This is a genomic window from Mycetocola sp. Y719, from assembly GCF_056713205.1.
Window position 1 is genome coordinate 343,581 of record NZ_JBWYGY010000001.1, and the last position, 16,496, is coordinate 360,076.

Sequence of the window (16,496 nt, forward strand, 5' to 3'; positions counted from 1 at the left end):
CATTTAGCCGACCGATCCTTCCATGCCCATTTCGATGAGCTTGTTGAGTTCGAGTGCGTATTCCATCGGGAGTTCCCTGGCGATGGGCTCGATGAATCCGCGGACGATCATCGCCATGGCCTCGTCCTCAGGCATGCCCCGGCTCATCAGGTAGAAGAGCTGCTCTTCGCTGACCTTGGAGACGGTGGCCTCGTGCCCGAGCTGGACGTCATCCACACGGATGTCGATGGCGGGGTAGGTGTCACTCCTCGAGATGGTGTCGACGAGCAGGGCGTCGCATCGCACGGTGTTCGCCGAGTGGTGCGCGTTGGCATCCACCCGCACCTCACCGCGGTAGCCGGCGCGGCCGCCTCCACGCGCGATCGACTTGGAGACGATCGACGACTGCGTGTACGGGGCCATGTGGATCATCTTCGCGCCGGCGTCCTGGTGCTGTCCCGGACCGGCGAAAGCGACGGAGAGGGTCTCGCCCTTGGCGTGCTCTCCCATGAGGAAGATCGACGGGTACTTCATGGTGACCTTGGAACCGATGTTGCCGTCGATCCACTCCATGGTCGCGCCCTCTGCGGCCGTGGCGCGCTTGGTGACGAGGTTGTACACGTTGTTCGACCAGTTCTGGATCGTCGTGTAGCGGACGCGGGCGTTCTTCTTCACGATGATCTCGACCACGGCGGAGTGCAGTGAGTCCGACTTGTAGATCGGAGCGGTGCAGCCCTCGATGTAGTGGACGTAGCTGCCTTCGTCGGCGATGATCAGGGTGCGCTCGAACTGGCCCATGTTCTCGGTGTTGATCCGGAAGTAGGCCTGGAGCGGGATCTCGACGTGCACGCCGGGCGGCACGTAGACGAAGGAGCCTCCTGACCAGACGGCCGTGTTCAGCGCGGCGAACTTGTTGTCGCCTGCGGGGATGACGGTGCCGAAGTACTCCTCAAAGAACTCCGGGTGCTCCTTGAGCGCGGTGTCCGTGTCCATGAAGATGACGCCCTGGCGGGCGAGGTCCTCGTTGATCTGGTGGTAGACGACCTCAGACTCGTACTGGGCTGCGACGCCGGAGACGAGGCGCTGGCGTTCTGCTTCGGGGATCCCCAGCTTCTCGTACGTGTTCTTGATGTCGTCGGGGAGGTCGTCCCAGGTCTGCGCCTGCTTCTCGGTGGAGCGGACGAAATACTTGATGTTGTCGAAGTCGATCTCGGAGAGGTCTGCTCCCCAGGCCGGCATCGGCTTGCGCTCGAACAGGGCGAGGCCCTTGAGGCGCCGTTGCAGCATCCAGTCGGGTTCCGACTTGAGGTTGGAGATGTCGGTGACGACCTCGGGCGAGACACCACGACGGGCGGACGCGCCAGCGGCGTCAGAGTCTGCCCATCCGAATTCGTACTGCCCAAGGCTTGCGAGTTCGGGGCGGTCAATCAGAACATCTGACATGTCAACCTCTTTCCTTCTCAGCTGCGTAACAGGATTTCTGCGCGTCGCATTCCCGCGCACGCCCCAGCAACGATGATTGCTCAGGAATGTGCAGGCGGCTGATTTGCGTATCTACAATTGTTCAAGGACGGGGGCCGCGCTGCTCCCGCGCCGTTCGCTGGCGAGTGCCAGAACTGATTGCTTGAACCTCATGATTCTACAGGTTGTGCAGACAAATAGCAGCAGGGCAGTGACCAGTCACAGCAACAACACAAGTGAGGAACGTTCGAGAGTGAACAAGATCGGCACGTCGGCCAGACGCTTCTGGAACTGGCTTCCCACCCACGTCGACCGCCGCGTCCGCGTGGTGGCGTGGTTGAACCTGGTCGCCCAGACGGTTCTCGTCGGAACCGGAGGCGCTGTGCGGTTGACGGGATCCGGCCTCGGCTGTCCGACCTGGCCGAGGTGCACCGCAGAATCCTTCGTCAGCACGCCGGAGATGGGAATCCACGGCGTCATCGAATTCGGCAACCGGACGCTCTTCTTCGTGCTGCAGGTGATCGCGATCTTCGCTCTCCTGTTCGTGCTCAAGTACCGCGCCGAGCGCAGAGACCTCTTCGTTCTCACCCTCATCCCCGCGTGCAGCGTCCTGCTCCAGGCGGTAGTCGGTGGCATCACGGTGCTCAGCGGTCTCAACCCCTACGTCGTCGGATTCCACTTCGTTCTCAGTGTCGCCCTCGTGGTCCTGGCCGCCGTTCTGGTGTTCCGCGTCTACAACGGGAACGGACCGCGCACGAGGATCGCGCCGGTCTGGCTCGTGGTGACCACCCACGTGGCCTCATTCTTCGTCGCTGTGACCATCATCGTCGGGATCCTCACCACGGGGTCAGGGCCGCACGCCGGTGACAAGGGCGCGGCGCGCAACGGACTCGACCCTGAGGTCCTGCAGCACGTGCACTCCTGGCCGGCGTACATCACCCTCGCCCTCACGATCGTGATCGTCGCAGCCGCTTGGCTCGTCCCCGTGCCTCGCCTCCGGCTGCCGTCCTTCGTGCTGCTCGCGGTCGAAGGGGTCCAGATCGTCGTCGGTGTCGCGCAGGCGCGGATGGGCCTCCCCGAGATCCTCGTCGGCCTGCACATGGTGCTTGCCTGCGTCCTCGCAGCAGCGATGACCGTGACGGTGCTGAACCTCAAGGCCTCTTCCCCCGTCGCGGCCGAGCAGAAGCCGGTCGAGGCGCTGCAGGCGTCATAAACCTCTCGGCCACTCGGTCGCCGTGTGAGGTTCGTGACCCGTTTGGTGGAGCTCTACCGCCGCTCCCGGACGGCGTCGACGATCCGCCTGACCCGGGCAGGGAATCCGGCGGGAACGTCGGCAGGAAGAGCATCGACGGGCCACCACCTCACGTCGTCGCTCTCGTCGCTTGGGACAGGCAGGGACGCGGCAGGGGCCATGGCGGCGAACCCGATGTCCCAGTGCACAGTGCAGCGGCCGAACCGGGTGCTGAGCGCGTGCCTGTCGACATCGAGAGGTCCCTCGGAGACAGGGGCGACGCCGACTCCCCCCTCCTCGACCGCCTCACGGAACGCCGCTGCAGACACCGACCGGTCTGCTGCCTCGATGTGTCCTCCGAGCTGCACCCAGAATCGACCCTTCCTGTGGAAGCACAGCAGGACGCGGGTGAGGTCGGGGGTCAGGACGAAGCAACTGGCGGTGAGGTGCTCACCGTCACTGTGCCTGTCTGCTGCGGCCGGTCCACGCTCGCTCAGGAATACCAGGTAGTCGTCCCGCAGGAGCACCTGGTCACGGGCAGCCGGATGCCACGACGCGAGCTGGTCCGTCAGCGCCTGGACGATCGAAGGATCGTGTGTCACCGTTGCCGTGTTCCGAGTGGATCAGAAGGGCAGGAGCGGGTCGATTCCGACAGCGAGGAACAGCAGCGTGAGGTAGCTGATCGAGCCGTGGAACACCCGCATCGGCGAGACCTTCTCGTGCCGGATGGCCAGGTTGTAGAGGCGGTGCGTCTCGTAGATGAACCAGCCGCCTGAGGCGACGGCAACGACCGTGTACAGGAGTCCCATCGACGCGACGGGGATCAGCAGGAGCGAGCACGCCACGGTCGCCCAGGCGTAGAGGATGACCTGCAGGCCGACTTGCGCGCGGCCGCGGACGACCGCGAGCATCGGGACGCCGACGGACTTGTAGTCGTCGCGGTATTTCATCGACAGCGGCCAATAGTGGGGCGGGGTCCAGAGGAAGACCACGCCGAAGAGGATGAACGGCGCCCAGCTCAGCGAGTTGGCCACTGCCGCCCAGCCGATCAGCACGGGGAAGCAGCCGGCGATCCCGCCCCAGATGATGTTCTGCGACGTCCAGCGCTTGAGCCAGAGCGTGTAGATGACCACGTAGAAGAAGATCGCGCCGACCGAGAGCGCGGCGGTGAGCGGGTTCGTCGTGACGTAGAGCCAGACGGTCGACACAACCGCGAGAACCCACGAGAAGACGAGTGCTTCCCTGGGGGTGAGGACTCCGGTGACGAGCGGGCGGTTGCTCGTCCTCTTCATCACCTTGTCGATGTCACGGTCGATGTAGCAGTTGAACGCGCCGGCCGATCCGGCGCTCAGGGCTCCGCCGATGACCGTTGCGAGGACGAGCCACAGGTTGGGGATCCCGCCGTGCGCGAGAATCATCACCGGGACTGTCGTCACGAGCAGCAGTTCCATCACGCGGGGTTTGGTGAGGGAGACGTATCCCCTGACCTTGTCGACGGCGCTCACACGTGCTGGTGTGACGCGGTCTTCTACAGCAATGTTCATCGCTCCTCTAACCGGTGGATTGCCCCCTCATTCTAGGCGATGCTCTCCGCAGACGGCCTCCAGGATGCTCCGCACGGCCGGTTCGTCGTAATCATCACGGTGTCGACATGCCCTTTCCGTATACTGGGAGTGCTCGCCAAACCGTTCGAGGCGCCCACTCCCCCTGTTCGTTCAGGGGTGAGATGTGTCCGGCGGAGCCAATGAAGCCAATGTGCGTGTTTCGCGCTCAGTCGGCGGGTCAGAGATGGCCCGACGATTCCGATCAGAAGGGTCACTAAAGTGGCAGCTTTGCAATGGGATTCCATTGACAACACGGCGGTAGACACCGCCCGCCTCCTTGCAGCGGATGCGGTAGAGAAGGTCGGCAACGGCCACCCGGGAACGGCCATGAGCCTTGCTCCTGCCGCTTACCTGCTCTTCCAGAAGGTCATGCGCCGTGACCCGAGCGACCAGCACTGGCTCGGACGGGACCGCTTCGTGCTGTCCGTCGGTCACAGCTCGCTGACGCAGTACGTCCAGCTCTACCTCGGCGGATACGGGCTGGAGCTCGACGACCTCAAGGCGCTCCGCACCTGGGGCTCGCTCACGCCCGGCCACCCGGAATACGGTCACACCGACGGCGTCGAGATCACCACGGGGCCGCTCGGCCAGGGACTCGCCTCTGCGGTCGGCTTCGCGTACGCCTCGCGCTTCGAGCGCGGCCTGCTCGACCCGGACACCGCACAGGGCAAGAGCCCCTTCGATCACTTCGTCTACGTGATCGCCGGCGACGGCGACCTGCAGGAAGGCATCACGAGCGAGGCATCCTCGCTCGCGGGCCACCAGCAGCTCGGCAACCTCATCGCCATCTACGACAGCAACCAGATCTCGATCGAGGACGACACGAACATCGCCTTCACCGAGGACGTCGCCAAGCGCTACGAGGCGTACCACTGGCACGTCCAGACGGTCGACTGGAAGAAGACCGGCGAGTACGTCGAAGACCTCCACGCACTCAACGACGCGATCGAAGCGGCCAAGGCCGAGACCGACCGTCCGTCGCTCATCATCCTCCGCACGATCATCGGCTGGCCCAGCCCGAAGAAGCAGAACACCGGAAAGATCCACGGTTCGGCTCTCGGCGCAGACGAACTCGCCGCGGTGAAGGAAGTCCTCGGCTTCGACCCGGCAGAGAGCTTCGTCGTCGCGGACGAGATCCTCGCCCACACCCGCAAGGCCGTCGAACGTGGGCGTGCTGACCGTGAAGAGTGGCAGAAGGGCTTCGACGCCTGGTCGACGGCGAACCCGGACAAGGCAGCCCTTCTCGAGCGCCTCCTCTCCGGCGAGCTGCCCGACGGTGTCGAAGACGCCCTCCCTGTCTTCGAACCAGGCAAGGACGTGTCGACCCGTGCGGCATCCGGCAAGGTCCTCAATGCCCTCGGCCCCGTCATCCCCGAGCTCTGGGGCGGCTCAGCCGACCTCGCCGAGTCCAACAACACGACCATCGAGGGTGCTGCATCGTTCGTTCCGAGCGAGCACTCGACCCACGAGTGGACAGGCAACAAGCACGGCCGTGTGCTGCATTTCGGTATCCGTGAGCACGCGATGGGCGCCATCCTCAACGGCATCGCCCTTCACGGTCCGACCCGCTCGTACGGTGGAACGTTCCTGATCTTCAGCGACTACATGCGTCCGGCCGTCCGTCTGGCCGCGCTGATGAACGTGCCGTCGATCTTCGTCTGGACCCACGACTCCGTCGCACTCGGCGAAGACGGCCCGACGCACCAGCCGATCGAGCAGCTGGCAACGCTCCGTGCGATCCCGAACCTCGCCGTCGTCCGTCCCGGCGACGCGAACGAGGTCGGTTACGCCTGGCAGGAGATCCTCGCCCGCCGGGGTGGCCCTGCAGGCATCGCCCTGACCCGTCAGAACATCCCCGTGTTCGAGCGTGGCGAAGGTGAAGCCTCCGGTGACACCTTCGCGGCGGCATCGAACGTGTCCAAGGGCGCGTACATCCTCGCCGAGGCGCCGAACGGCACGCCAGACGTGATCCTCATCGCCACCGGCTCAGAGGTGCACCTCGCTGTCGAGGCGCGTGAAATGCTCAAGGCCGACGGCGTGAACGCCCGTGTCGTCTCGGTCCCGTGCCTCGAATGGTTCGAAGAGCAGGATGCCGCGTACCAGGAGAAGGTCCTCCCCCGTGCGATCACCGCCCGGGTATCGGTTGAGGCCGGACTTGCGTTGACCTGGAGGGACATCGTCGGAGACGCCGGCCGCTCCGTGTCGATCGAGCACTTCGGTGCATCCGCCGACTACAAGACACTGTTCCGCGAGTTCGGCATCACCACTGAAGCCGTCGTCGCTGCCGCCAAAGAATCGCTCGGCAAGTAGCGCCGGGCACAAGGAGAAGAACATGACTGAATCCACCCCCACCGCCCAGCTCTCCGCCGCCGGCGTCAGCATCTGGCTCGACGACCTGTCCAGAGGCCGCATGGACTCCGGAAGCCTGCAGCAGCTCATCGACACCCGCAACGTCGTCGGCGTCACCACCAACCCGACGATCTTCGCCGGGGCCCTCAGCAACGGCGAGAGCTACGCGGAGCAGGTCTCCGAGCTCGCAGCTGCGGGCAAGGATGTCACCGAGTCGGTCTTCGAGATCACCACGGCTGACGTCTCCCGTGCAGCAGACATCTTCCGGCCGGTCTACGACGCCTCCAACGGCTTCGACGGCCGGGTCTCGATCGAGGTCGAGCCGAACCTCGCCCACGACGCCGCAGGCACCATCAGCGAGGCGAAGCAGCTGTGGGCGAAGATCGACAAGCCCAACGTGATGATCAAGATCCCGGCGACCATCGCCGGCCTCGAGGCCATCACCGCCGCGATCGCCGCAGGCATCAGCGTCAATGTGACCCTGATCTTCAGCCTGCAGCGTTACCGCGAGGTCATGAACGCGTACCTCACCGGTCTCGAGCAGGCGAAGGCGGCAGGGATCGACCTGTCGACCATCCACTCGGTCGCCTCCTTCTTCGTGTCGCGCGTCGACACCGAGATCGACAAGCGGCTCACGGCTATCGGCACCGACGAGGCACTCGGCCTCAAGAGCAAGGCCGGTGTCGCGAACGCGCAGCTCGCCTATGAAGCGTTCGAGCAGACGTTCGCGTCCGAGCGGGCCGCTGGCCTTCTCGCGGCTGGCGCCAACAAGCAGCGCCCGCTCTGGGCCTCGACCGGGGTGAAGGACCCAAGCCTTCCCGACACGCTGTACGTCACGCAGCTCGTCGCAGACGGTGTCGTGAACACCATGCCCGAGAAGACCCTCGAGGCAACGTTCGACCACGGCCAGATCGACGGCGACAGCGTCACCGGCTCTTACGACGAAGCCAACAAGGTCCTCGACAAGCTCGACGGCCTCGGCATCTCGTACGACGAGGTGACCGCTCTCCTGGAGAAGGAGGGCGTCGAGAAGTTCATCGTGTCATGGGACGAACTGCTCGAGACGGTCACCGCAGCTCTGGCGGCCGCAAAATGAGCTTCAAGATCCACGTCTCCGGCGCCGCCAAGGCCGCCGTCGACGCGGTGGTCCCCACCCTCGTGACCGACATGGTCGCGTCGGGGATCACCGGGCAGGACGCCGCGCTGTGGGGCCCTGCGGCTGAGGACGAAGCAGGCAAGCGTCTCGGCTGGACCGAGGCGACCACGGTCTCCCGTCCGCTCGTCGCCGAGATCGAGGCGCTCCGCGCCGAGCTCACGGCAGCAGGGGTCGAGCACATCGTCCTCGCAGGCATGGGCGGCTCGTCGCTTGCGCCAGAGGTCATCACGCGGACGCTCGGCGGGAACCTCACGGTTCTCGACTCGACCGCCCCCGGCCAGGTCCTCACCGCACTGGCCGACCGGCTGGAGGCATCCGCCCTCGTCGTGTCGTCCAAGTCAGGCTCGACCGTCGAAACCGACAGCCAGCGTCGTGCATACGAGAAGGCGTTCACCGACGCGGGGATCGACCCGCGCGGCCGCATCATCGTGGTCACAGACCCGGGCTCGCCGCTCGACGCGTCCGCCCGTGAAGCGGGTTACCGTGTCTTCAACGCCGACCCGAACGTCGGAGGCCGGTACTCGGCTCTCACGGCATTCGGACTCGTCCCCTCCGGACTTGCCGGCGTGGATGTCGGGGCGCTCCTCGACGAGGCAGACTCGGTCGCCGTCGAACTGTCGATCGATGACAAGCACAACCCGGGGCTCATCCTCGGTGCCGCCATCGCCGGCACGTCGCCGTTGCGAGACAAGCTCGCCATCGTCGCAGACGGAACCCACATCGTCGGGTTCGCCGACTGGGCCGAACAGCTCATCGCCGAATCGACGGGCAAACAGGGCACAGGCCTTCTGCCCGTCGTGGTGGACACCGTGGCCCCGGAGATCTCCGGTTCGTACGACGACGTCCAGGTCGTCCGTCTCGTGGACGACGCGGGAACGCTGCACCTGTTCCCCCACGACCGCCACAAGGGCGAGATCCTCGTGTCGGGCACCCTCGGAGCGCAGATCCTCGTCTGGGAGTACGCCACAGTCATCGCCGGCCGCATCCTCGGGATCAACCCCTTCGACCAGCCGGACGTCGAGTCTGCGAAGATCGCGACCCGTGGCCTGCTGGACGCCCGCCCGGAGCCCACCGCTCCCCTGTTCGTTGAGAACGGCATCGAGGTGCGCGGCGACGCCGACGTCCTCGCCGGGGTCTCGACGGTCAAGGAAGCCATCGACGCTCTGATCGGCCGACTCGATGACAACGGCTACCTCTCGGTGCAGGCATACGTCGACCGTGTCGCGCTTCCTCAGCTCGAGGGTGTCCGCGGGATGCTCGCCGGAATCGCCGGTCGCCCGGTCACGTTCGGCTGGGGCCCGCGCTTCCTGCACTCCACGGGGCAGTTCCACAAGGGCGGACCCGCTGTCGGCGTCTTCCTGCAGATCACCCAGGAATCACCGGTCGACCTCGAGGTCCCCGGCCGCCCGTTCACCTTCGGCCAGCTGATCCAGGCCCAGGCACAGGGTGACGGCAGCGTTCTCGCGGATGCCGGTCGCCCGGTCGTCACGTTGAACCTGACCGACCCTGACAACAACATCGTGTCACTGTTCGAGGCGATCAACTAGCTCACGCTGGTTGGTCCGCCGTTACCGAGGAGCCGTATGTCCCCCGTGGATATCACCCCGGAGTTCAACCCGCTGCGGGTGGATTCCGATCGCCGACTGAACCGCATCGCCGGGCCGAGCGGCCTCATCATCTTCGGCGTGACAGGTGACCTGTCTCGCAAGAAGCTGATGCCTGCCGTCTACGACCTGGCGAACCGCGGACTCCTTCCCCCCGGGTTCTCGCTAGTCGGGTTCGCCAGGCGGGACTGGGAGGACCAGGACTTCGAACAGGTCGTGCATGACGCCGTGAAGGCGTACGCACGGACGGAGTACCGGGAGGAGGTGTGGAAGCAGCTCGCCCAGGGCATCCGTTTCGTCTCGGGTGAATTCGGTGACGACGCAGCATTCGAGCACCTCAAGGAAACGGTGGAGAAGCTCGACGAGGAACGCGGAACGATGGGAAACCACGCGTTCTACCTCTCGATCCCGCCGAAGGCGTTCCCCGAGGTGACCGAGCAGCTTCGGCGCTCGGGCCTCGCGGACGCGAGCGAGGGCCAGTGGCGTCGAGTCGTCATCGAGAAGCCGTTCGGGTCCGACCTGAAGACCGCCCGTGAACTGAACGCGGTCGTCGAGTCGGTCTTCCCCGCTGACTCCGTGTTCCGGATCGACCACTACCTGGGCAAGGAGACGGTGCAGAACATCCTGGCGCTGCGTTTCGCCAACCAGATGTTCGAACCGATCTGGAACTCGCACTTCGTCGACCACGTGCAGATCAGCATGGCCGAGGACATCGGAGTCGGCGGACGGGCCGGGTACTACGACGGAATCGGTGCCGCTCGAGACGTCATCCAGAACCACATCCTCCAGCTTCTGGCCCTCACCGCCATGGAGGAGCCGCTCTCGTTCGACGCCAAGGATCTTCGCGCAGAGAAGGAGAAGGTTCTCGCGGCGGTCAGCCTGCCCGAGGACCTCGGCACGGCCACGGCTCGCGGACAGTACGCCGGCGGGTGGCAGGGCGGCGAGAAGGTCCCCGGATTCCTCGAGGAAGACGGTATGGCCCCCGAATCGACGACCGAGACCTATGCGGCCATGCGGCTCGACATCAAGACCAGGCGCTGGGACGGCGTCCCGTTCTACCTGCGGGCAGGTAAGCGCCTCGGACGCCGGGTGACCGAGATCGCCGTGGTGTTCAAGCGCGCCCCCCAGTTCCTCTTCGCCGAGAGCCAGACCTCCGAGCTCGGCCAGAACGCCCTCGTGATCCGGGTCCAGCCCGACGAGGGTGTGACCATCCGTTTCGGCTCGAAGGTCCCGGGCGCAGGCACCCAGGTGCGCGACGTCACCATGGACTTCGGCTACGGGCACGCCTTCACCGAGGCCAGCCCCGAGGCCTACGAACGACTCATCCTCGACGTGCTGCTCGGCGACCCGCCGCTGTTCCCCCGTCACCAGGAAGTCGAACTGTCGTGGAAGATCCTCGACCCGATCGAAGAATACTGGGCCGCCCAGGGCGGACCGCTCGAACAGTACCAGCCGGGCTCGTGGGGTCCGGCATCCGCCGACGCGCTCCTCGCGCGCGACGGACGCACCTGGAGGCGACCATGATTGTCGATCTGCCCGACACAACGATCAGCAAGCTGTCGAAGAAACTCGTCACCCTGCGTGAGGACGGTGGAGCCGTCGCGCTCGGCCGGGTTCTCACCCTGGTCATCGTTTCCCAGTTCGGTGAGGAAGAGGAGGCCATCGAGGCCGCCAACGACGCCTCCCGCGAGCATCCGATGCGCGTTCTCGTGCTCTCCAGGATCCCCGATGACGCAGGGGAAGCCGAGAGAATCGATGCCCAGATCCGCGTCGGAGGCGATGCGGGGGCCAGTGAGGTCATCATCCTCCGCGCCTACGGCGACGCCGCGAGCAACGAGGAGAGCCTCGTCAACGGCCTCCTACTGCCCGACGCACCCGTCGTGGCCTGGTGGCCGATCGAAGCGCCCGCAGACGTGGCGAAGACCGCCATCGGGCACATCGCCCAGCGCAGGATCACCGACGCCTCCGAACACGAAGACCCGCATGCAGCGCTCGTCGACCTGTCCGGCTCGTACGCGCCGGGTGACACCGACTTCGCCTGGACGAGGCTCACCCTGTGGCGGGCGCAGCTCGCAGCCGTTCTCGACCAGCCGCCGTACGAACCGGTGACCAGAGTGACCGTCTCCGGCGCGTCGGATTCGGCGTCGACGGTCCTCCTCGCCGCGTGGCTGCAGATGCAGCTCCAGGTCGAGGTGGTGCAGGAACTGACCCCGCGCGGTTCAGGTGATACCGGCATCCACGGCGTTCGGCTGTCCCGCGCGAGTGGCGACATCGTCCTCGAGCGCCCGTTCGACGCGATCGCCCAGCTCACGCAGCCGAACCAGCCGACCCAGGAGCTGACGCTGCCACGGCGCAGCCTCAGGGACTGCCTCGCCGAGGAGTTGCGCAGGCTCGACCCCGATCCGTTGTACGGTGAAGTGATCACCAAGGGTGTGCGACAACTCGGAGCCGAGACCGCCGCCGCGGAAAGGTAAGACTGAATGACCAACGAACGACGCGTGCTTGTGCACTCAGACAGCGACGCCCTGGCCGCCTCCATCACAGCGCGGTTCCTGACGAAGACCGTCGACCTGCTGGATGAGAACGATCGGGTCAACATCGTGCTGGAGGGCGGGCGCATCGCCATCAAGGTCCTTGCCACCATCAACGCTTCTCCCGCTCGTGACAGCGTCGACTGGTCACGCGTCCATTTCTGGTGGGGTGACGAACGCTGGCTCCCGGCAGGCGATGCCGAGCGCAACGACGTGAAGGCGCGCGAAGCGCTGATCGACCATCTCGACATCCCCGCGGAGAACGTGCACACCTGCCCGGCGTCCGGCGGGGAGCTCGACCTCGATCAGGCGGCGGCAGCGTATGCGGACGAGCTGGCGCGGCACGCGGACGGCGAAGGAGGACTCCCCCGCTTCGACATCACCTTCCTCGGTGTCGGGCCTGACGGTCACACGGCGTCCTTGTTCCCTGACCGCCCCGAGGTGCTCGAACGCGACGCCACCGTCGTCGCCGTGCGTAACTCTCCCAAGCCTCCCGCTGAGCGGATCAGCCTGACCCGTCCGGCGATCAACTCGTCACAGCGGATCTGGGTGGAGCTGTCAGGAGCAGACAAGGCGTCGGTTCTCGGACTCGCCCTGGCCGGCGCTGCGTACACAGAGGTTCCAATCGCCGGGATGAAGGGGCGCAAGCGCACCGTCTTCTTCGTCGACTCGGATGCGGCGTCCGAGGTCCCCGAAAGCCTCATCGCTCCGACCTACTGACACCGAACACGAGAAGAGCCCCTGTCGAATCGACAGGGGCTCTTCTCGTGGTCCGGCAAGCCGGAACGAAATGCTACTGGGCTGACGCGGTTCCGCGGCGGGCGCGCAGCTGCTGCAGTGCCTCATCGAGAAGGGCTTCCGCCTCTTCCTCGGTGCGACGCTCCTTCACATAGGCCAGGTGAGTCTTGTACGGCTCCAGCTTGGCGACCTCGGGCGGGTTGGCCCTGTCACGCCCTGCAGGCAGACCGGAAGACGGGCTGTCGATGATCTCGGGGATCTCCTCGTCTGGGAGGCTGGCAGCGAAATGCCGAACCGTCTCATTCCCGAGGATGTCCCAATACGACACCGCTACCCGTTCCGCATGGAAACCGTGATCCTGTTCACCCATGGGGCCAGCCCCGACGCGTGAACCGCGAATTGCGCTACCTCCGGCAGCCATATGTCCTCCTACGCGCCCGAGGTGAACTTGGTGATGAGACCAAGCGCCACGATCGAACTGAACCAAACGAGACTGAGTACGACCGTGAACCGGTTGAGGTTACGCTCGGCGACTCCGGACGAACCGAGGCTCGATCCCATGCCACCGCCGAACATATCCGACAGCCCACCGCCGCGCCCCTTGTGCAAGAGGATGAGGAATGTGAGCAGGAGGCTCGTGATACCGAGCACCACCTGCAGAACGACCTGAAGTATCTCCACAAAGGACCTTTCATGTGGCGGCCATGGAGTTCCATGAACCGCCCTCAATTATAGCGTGAGCGTGCGGGTGCTACAGTCCCACGTGCTTCTGGTAGCGCACGATGCTCGTGAACTCGTTCAGGTCGAGGCTGGCACCGCCGACGAGAGCACCATCGACGTTCGGTTCCCGCATGAATCCGGCGATGTTGGATGCCTTCACCGAACCACCGTAGAGGATGCGGGTCTTCGCGGCGACGTCATCACCGAGCGTCTCGACGAGGACGGCACGCAGAGCTGCAGCGACCTGTTCGGCCTGCTCAGGCGTTGCTGCCTGGCCGGAGCCGATGGCCCAGACCGGCTCGTACGCCACGACGATGTCCACCGTAGACGAGATCCCGGCGAGTGCCGCACGAAGCTGGGCGACGGGAACGGCGCTCGGGCCGTGCGTCTCCAGGTCTTCGGCGGTCTCCCCGACACAGATGATCGGAGCGAGGTTGTGCTTGAGCGCTGCGGTCACCTTTGCGGCGACGTCGTCGTCGGACTCACCGTGCAGCGTACGCCGCTCGGAGTGCCCGATGATCACGTAGCGGCAGTCGAGCGCTGACAGGAACGCGCCGGAGATCTCCCCCGTGTACGCACCTGAGTCGTGCGCTGACAGGTCCTGCGCTCCGAAGGCGATCGGCAGCTTGTCTGCCGAGACGAGCGTCTGCACGCTGCGCAGGTCGGTGTATGGCGGGAACACCGCCACCTCGACCGTGGACACGTCGTGCTTGGCGTCTGCGAGACCCCAGGCGAGTTTCTGAACGAACGCGATCGCCTGGAGGTGGTCCAGGTTCATCTTCCAGTTCCCAGCGATGAGCGGGGTCCTGCGTACTGACGAGGTCACTGTTGCCATCCCAAAATCTCCAGTCCGGGAAGCCGCTTGCCCTCGAGGAACTCGAGACTCGCGCCACCTCCGGTCGATATGTGTCCGAATTGATCGTCATCGAAGCCGAGTGCCCGAACCGCAGCTGCGGAATCTCCTCCGCCGACGACGCTGAGGCCGTCGACCTCGGTGAGAGACTGGGCGACCGTCTTCGTTCCTGCGGCGAACGGTGCGAGTTCGAACACGCCCATCGGGCCGTTCCAGAACACCGTCTTCGATGAACGGATGATCCCGGCGAAGCGGGCGGCTGTCTCCGGTCCGATGTCCAGGCCGAGGCCGGACGCACCGAACGGGGTGTCCTCGATCGCGTCAGCGGGCTGGACGACGTGGTCGGCGTCAGCGCTGAACGACGCGGCCACGACGACATCCGTCGGGAGCACGATCTCGACGCCGAGCTTCTCGGCTTCGGACAGGTACCCCTTCACGGTGTCGATCTGGTCTTCCTCGAGCAGGCTCGAGCCGACCTTGTGCCCCTGCGCTGCGAGGAACGTGAACAGCATCCCTCCGCCGATGAGGAGCGTGTCGACCCGGGGAAGCAGGTGTCCGATGACACCGAGCTTGTCCGACACCTTCGAACCGCCGAGGACGACCGCGTACGGGCGGTCAGGCGATTCGGTGAGGCGGTCGAGGACATCGAGCTCGGTGGAGATGAGCAGGCCGGCCGCACTCGGCAGGAGCTTGGGCAGCTCGTAGACGCTCGCCTGCTTGCGGTGGACGACTCCGAACCCGTCTGAGACGAAGGAATCGCCGAACGCGGCGAGCTTCTCTGCGAAGGCGGTGCGCTCGGATTCGTCCTTGCTCGTCTCCCCCGGGTTGAAGCGGAGGTTCTCGAGAACGGCGATGTCACCGTTCCCGAGGGAGTCGACGGCATCCTGAGCGGCCTGGCCGACGGTGTCGGAGGCGAACGTGACGGCTGAGCCGAGGAGTTCGGACAGGCGCTGCGCCACAGGGGCGAGGCTGTACCTGTCGTCCGGTGCGCCATCGGGCCTGCCCAGGTGGGAGACGACGACGACGCGTGCGCCCTGGCTGAGCAGGGCGTTCAGAGTGGGAAGCGACGCCCGCACGCGCCCGTCGTCGGTGATGACCCCGTCCTTGAGAGGAACATTGAGGTCACACCTGACGACGACGCGCGTGCCGGCGAGCGAGCCCAGCGATTCGAGTGTACGAAGCGACACGGCTTGGTGATCGTCTCTAGAGACGGTCTGCGACGTACTCGGTGAGGTCGACGAGACGGTTGGAGTAGCCCCATTCGTTGTCGTACCAGCTCACCAGCTTGACCTGGTTGCCCATGACACGCAGCAGGCCGGCGTCGAAGATCGACGAGTGCGGGTCGGAGACGATGTCGCTCGAGACGATCTCGTCCTCGGTGTACTTGAGGATGCCCTTGAGTGGTCCCTCTGCTGCAGCCTTGTACGCGGCCTTGATTTCCTCGACGGTGACGGGGCGCGACGACTCGACCGTGAGGTCGGTGATCGAACCGGTCGGCACAGGAACGCGCAGCGCGAAGCCGTCGAGCTTGCCCTTGAGCTCGGGCAGGACGAGGCCGATGGCCTTCGCTGCACCGGTCGAGGTCGGGACGATGTTGACAGCGGCGGCACGGGCACGACGCAGGTCGCTGTGCGGGCCGTCCTGGAGGTTCTGGTCAGCGGTGTACGCGTGAACGGTGGTCATCAGGCCGCGTTCGATACCGAACTCATCGTTGAACACCTTGGCGAGCGGCGCGAGGCAGTTCGTCGTGCAGGAGGCGTTCGAGATGATGTGGTGGTTTGCCGGGTCGTACAGGTCCTCGTTGACGCCGATGACGAAGGTGGCGTCTTCGCCCGTTGCCGGTGCGGAGATGAGGACCTTCTTGGCGCCTGCGGCGATGTGCTTCTTCGCGTCGACGGCCTTGGTGAAGAAACCGGTGGACTCGATGACGATGTCGACACCCAGTTCGCCCCAGGGGAGGTTGGCCGGGTCGCGCTCCGAGAAGACCTTGATGGCCTTGCCGTCGACCGTGATCTTCTCTTCGTCGTACTCCACTGTGGCGTCGAGGCGCCCGTTGATGGAGTCGTACTTCAGAAGGTGGGCGAGGGTCTTGTTGTCGGTGAGGTCGTTGACCGCGACAATTTCGAGGTCGCTGCCCTTGGCGAGAGCTGCGCGGAAGTAGTTACGGCCGATGCGGCCGAACCCGTTGATACCGATCTTTACGGACAAGGATCTCTCCTGTTGCTGAGGCGCCGAAGCGCGTGTTTGTTGTGCAGTTGTGGTCGGAAGAA

Annotated in this window: 15 protein-coding genes; 7 read left to right on the forward strand and 8 right to left on the reverse strand. The window is 65.4% G+C overall.

Going from position 1 to position 16,496, the window contains the following annotated elements; all coding sequences use genetic code 11:
• Nucleotides 1-3: 3 nt before the first annotated feature.
• Nucleotides 4-1,422, reverse strand: coding sequence for a Fe-S cluster assembly protein SufB (gene sufB / locus AC1M0F_RS01525; protein ID WP_480236442.1), 1,419 nt, complete (start codon nucleotides 1,420-1,422; stop codon nucleotides 4-6).
• A gap of 271 nt (nucleotides 1,423-1,693) precedes the next feature.
• Between sufB and AC1M0F_RS01530 the strand changes: the two genes are divergently transcribed.
• Nucleotides 1,694-2,653 carry a COX15/CtaA family protein gene (locus AC1M0F_RS01530; RefSeq protein ID WP_480236443.1) on the forward strand — a complete coding sequence of 320 codons (960 nt, stop codon included), beginning with the start codon at nucleotides 1,694-1,696 and terminating at the stop codon, nucleotides 2,651-2,653.
• A 53-nt stretch (nucleotides 2,654-2,706) separates the two neighbouring features.
• Here AC1M0F_RS01530 and AC1M0F_RS01535 read toward each other — a convergent pair whose 3' ends face one another.
• Together AC1M0F_RS01535 and AC1M0F_RS01540 are read right to left on the reverse strand one after the other, a co-directional pair.
• Complete coding sequence (locus AC1M0F_RS01535) at nucleotides 2,707-3,273, reverse strand: NUDIX hydrolase (protein WP_480236444.1); 567 nt, start codon at nucleotides 3,271-3,273, stop codon at nucleotides 2,707-2,709.
• A gap of 21 nt (nucleotides 3,274-3,294) precedes the next feature.
• Nucleotides 3,295-4,215, reverse strand: coding sequence for a heme o synthase (locus tag AC1M0F_RS01540; RefSeq protein ID WP_480236445.1), 921 nt, complete (start codon nucleotides 4,213-4,215; stop codon nucleotides 3,295-3,297).
• Between the two features lie 279 nt (nucleotides 4,216-4,494).
• On the opposite strand from AC1M0F_RS01540, the gene tkt reads away from it, so the two are divergent.
• The 6 genes from tkt to pgl are packed head-to-tail and all read left to right on the forward strand — an operon-like array spanning nucleotide 4,495 to nucleotide 12,635.
• Entirely contained in the window at nucleotides 4,495-6,585 is a 2,091-nt protein-coding gene (tkt, locus tag AC1M0F_RS01545) for a transketolase (RefSeq protein ID WP_480236446.1), read from the forward strand.
• 22 nt (nucleotides 6,586-6,607) lie between these two features.
• Entirely contained in the window at nucleotides 6,608-7,720 is a 1,113-nt protein-coding gene (gene tal, locus AC1M0F_RS01550) for a transaldolase (protein WP_480236447.1), read from the forward strand.
• Nucleotides 7,717-9,327, forward strand: coding sequence for a glucose-6-phosphate isomerase (locus tag AC1M0F_RS01555; RefSeq protein WP_480236448.1), 1,611 nt, complete (start codon nucleotides 7,717-7,719; stop codon nucleotides 9,325-9,327). The genes tal and AC1M0F_RS01555 overlap by 4 nt, the downstream gene beginning before the upstream one ends.
• A 36-nt stretch (nucleotides 9,328-9,363) precedes the next feature.
• Nucleotides 9,364-10,908, forward strand: a complete 1,545-nt coding sequence (gene zwf, locus AC1M0F_RS01560) for a glucose-6-phosphate dehydrogenase (RefSeq protein WP_480236449.1) — start codon at nucleotides 9,364-9,366, stop codon at nucleotides 10,906-10,908.
• Entirely contained in the window at nucleotides 10,905-11,858 is a 954-nt protein-coding gene (locus AC1M0F_RS01565; protein WP_480236450.1) for a glucose-6-phosphate dehydrogenase assembly protein OpcA, read from the forward strand. The genes zwf and AC1M0F_RS01565 overlap by 4 nt, the downstream gene beginning before the upstream one ends.
• Nucleotides 11,859-11,864: 6 nt before the next feature.
• Nucleotides 11,865-12,635 (forward strand): 6-phosphogluconolactonase, encoded by a 771-nt coding sequence (gene pgl / locus AC1M0F_RS01570; RefSeq protein ID WP_480236451.1) that lies wholly within the window; start codon nucleotides 11,865-11,867, stop codon nucleotides 12,633-12,635.
• Nucleotides 12,636-12,708: 73 nt separating this feature from the next.
• On the opposite strand, the gene AC1M0F_RS01575 is transcribed toward pgl, so the two are convergent.
• The 5 genes from AC1M0F_RS01575 to gap form a co-directional block, all read right to left on the reverse strand.
• Nucleotides 12,709-13,074: an RNA polymerase-binding protein RbpA gene (locus AC1M0F_RS01575; RefSeq protein ID WP_480236452.1), complete on the reverse strand. Its 366-nt coding sequence runs from the start codon at nucleotides 13,072-13,074 to the stop codon at nucleotides 12,709-12,711.
• 8 nt (nucleotides 13,075-13,082) lie between these two features.
• Nucleotides 13,083-13,334 (reverse strand): preprotein translocase subunit SecG, encoded by a 252-nt coding sequence (gene secG / locus AC1M0F_RS01580; protein WP_480236453.1) that lies wholly within the window; start codon nucleotides 13,332-13,334, stop codon nucleotides 13,083-13,085.
• Between the two features lie 70 nt (nucleotides 13,335-13,404).
• The gene (tpiA, locus tag AC1M0F_RS01585; protein ID WP_480236454.1) at nucleotides 13,405-14,208 is read right to left on the reverse strand and encodes a triose-phosphate isomerase; all 804 of its coding nucleotides are present in this window, start codon (nucleotides 14,206-14,208) and stop codon (nucleotides 13,405-13,407) included.
• Nucleotides 14,196-15,413, reverse strand: coding sequence for a phosphoglycerate kinase (locus AC1M0F_RS01590; RefSeq protein ID WP_480236455.1), 1,218 nt, complete (start codon nucleotides 15,411-15,413; stop codon nucleotides 14,196-14,198). The genes tpiA and AC1M0F_RS01590 overlap by 13 nt, the downstream gene beginning before the upstream one ends.
• A 16-nt stretch (nucleotides 15,414-15,429) precedes the next feature.
• Nucleotides 15,430-16,434 carry a type I glyceraldehyde-3-phosphate dehydrogenase gene (gene gap / locus AC1M0F_RS01595; RefSeq protein ID WP_480236456.1) on the reverse strand — a complete coding sequence of 335 codons (1,005 nt, stop codon included), beginning with the start codon at nucleotides 16,432-16,434 and terminating at the stop codon, nucleotides 15,430-15,432.
• Nucleotides 16,435-16,496: the final 62 nt, after the last annotated feature.

Coding starts and splice junctions, on each gene's coding strand:
- sufB (WP_480236442.1), bottom strand. CDS start 1,422: ATGTCAGATGTTCTGATTGACCGCCCCGAACTCGCAAGCCTTGGGCAG.
- AC1M0F_RS01540 (WP_480236445.1), bottom strand. CDS start 4,215: ATGAACATTGCTGTAGAAGACCGCGTCACACCAGCACGTGTGAGCGCC.
- tal (WP_480236447.1), top strand. CDS start 6,608: ATGACTGAATCCACCCCCACCGCCCAGCTCTCCGCCGCCGGCGTCAGC.
- AC1M0F_RS01555 (WP_480236448.1), top strand. CDS start 7,717: ATGAGCTTCAAGATCCACGTCTCCGGCGCCGCCAAGGCCGCCGTCGAC.
- zwf (WP_480236449.1), top strand. CDS start 9,364: ATGTCCCCCGTGGATATCACCCCGGAGTTCAACCCGCTGCGGGTGGAT.
- AC1M0F_RS01565 (WP_480236450.1), top strand. CDS start 10,905: ATGATTGTCGATCTGCCCGACACAACGATCAGCAAGCTGTCGAAGAAA.
- pgl (WP_480236451.1), top strand. CDS start 11,865: ATGACCAACGAACGACGCGTGCTTGTGCACTCAGACAGCGACGCCCTG.
- AC1M0F_RS01575 (WP_480236452.1), bottom strand. CDS start 13,074: ATGGCTGCCGGAGGTAGCGCAATTCGCGGTTCACGCGTCGGGGCTGGC.
- tpiA (WP_480236454.1), bottom strand. CDS start 14,208: ATGGCAACAGTGACCTCGTCAGTACGCAGGACCCCGCTCATCGCTGGG.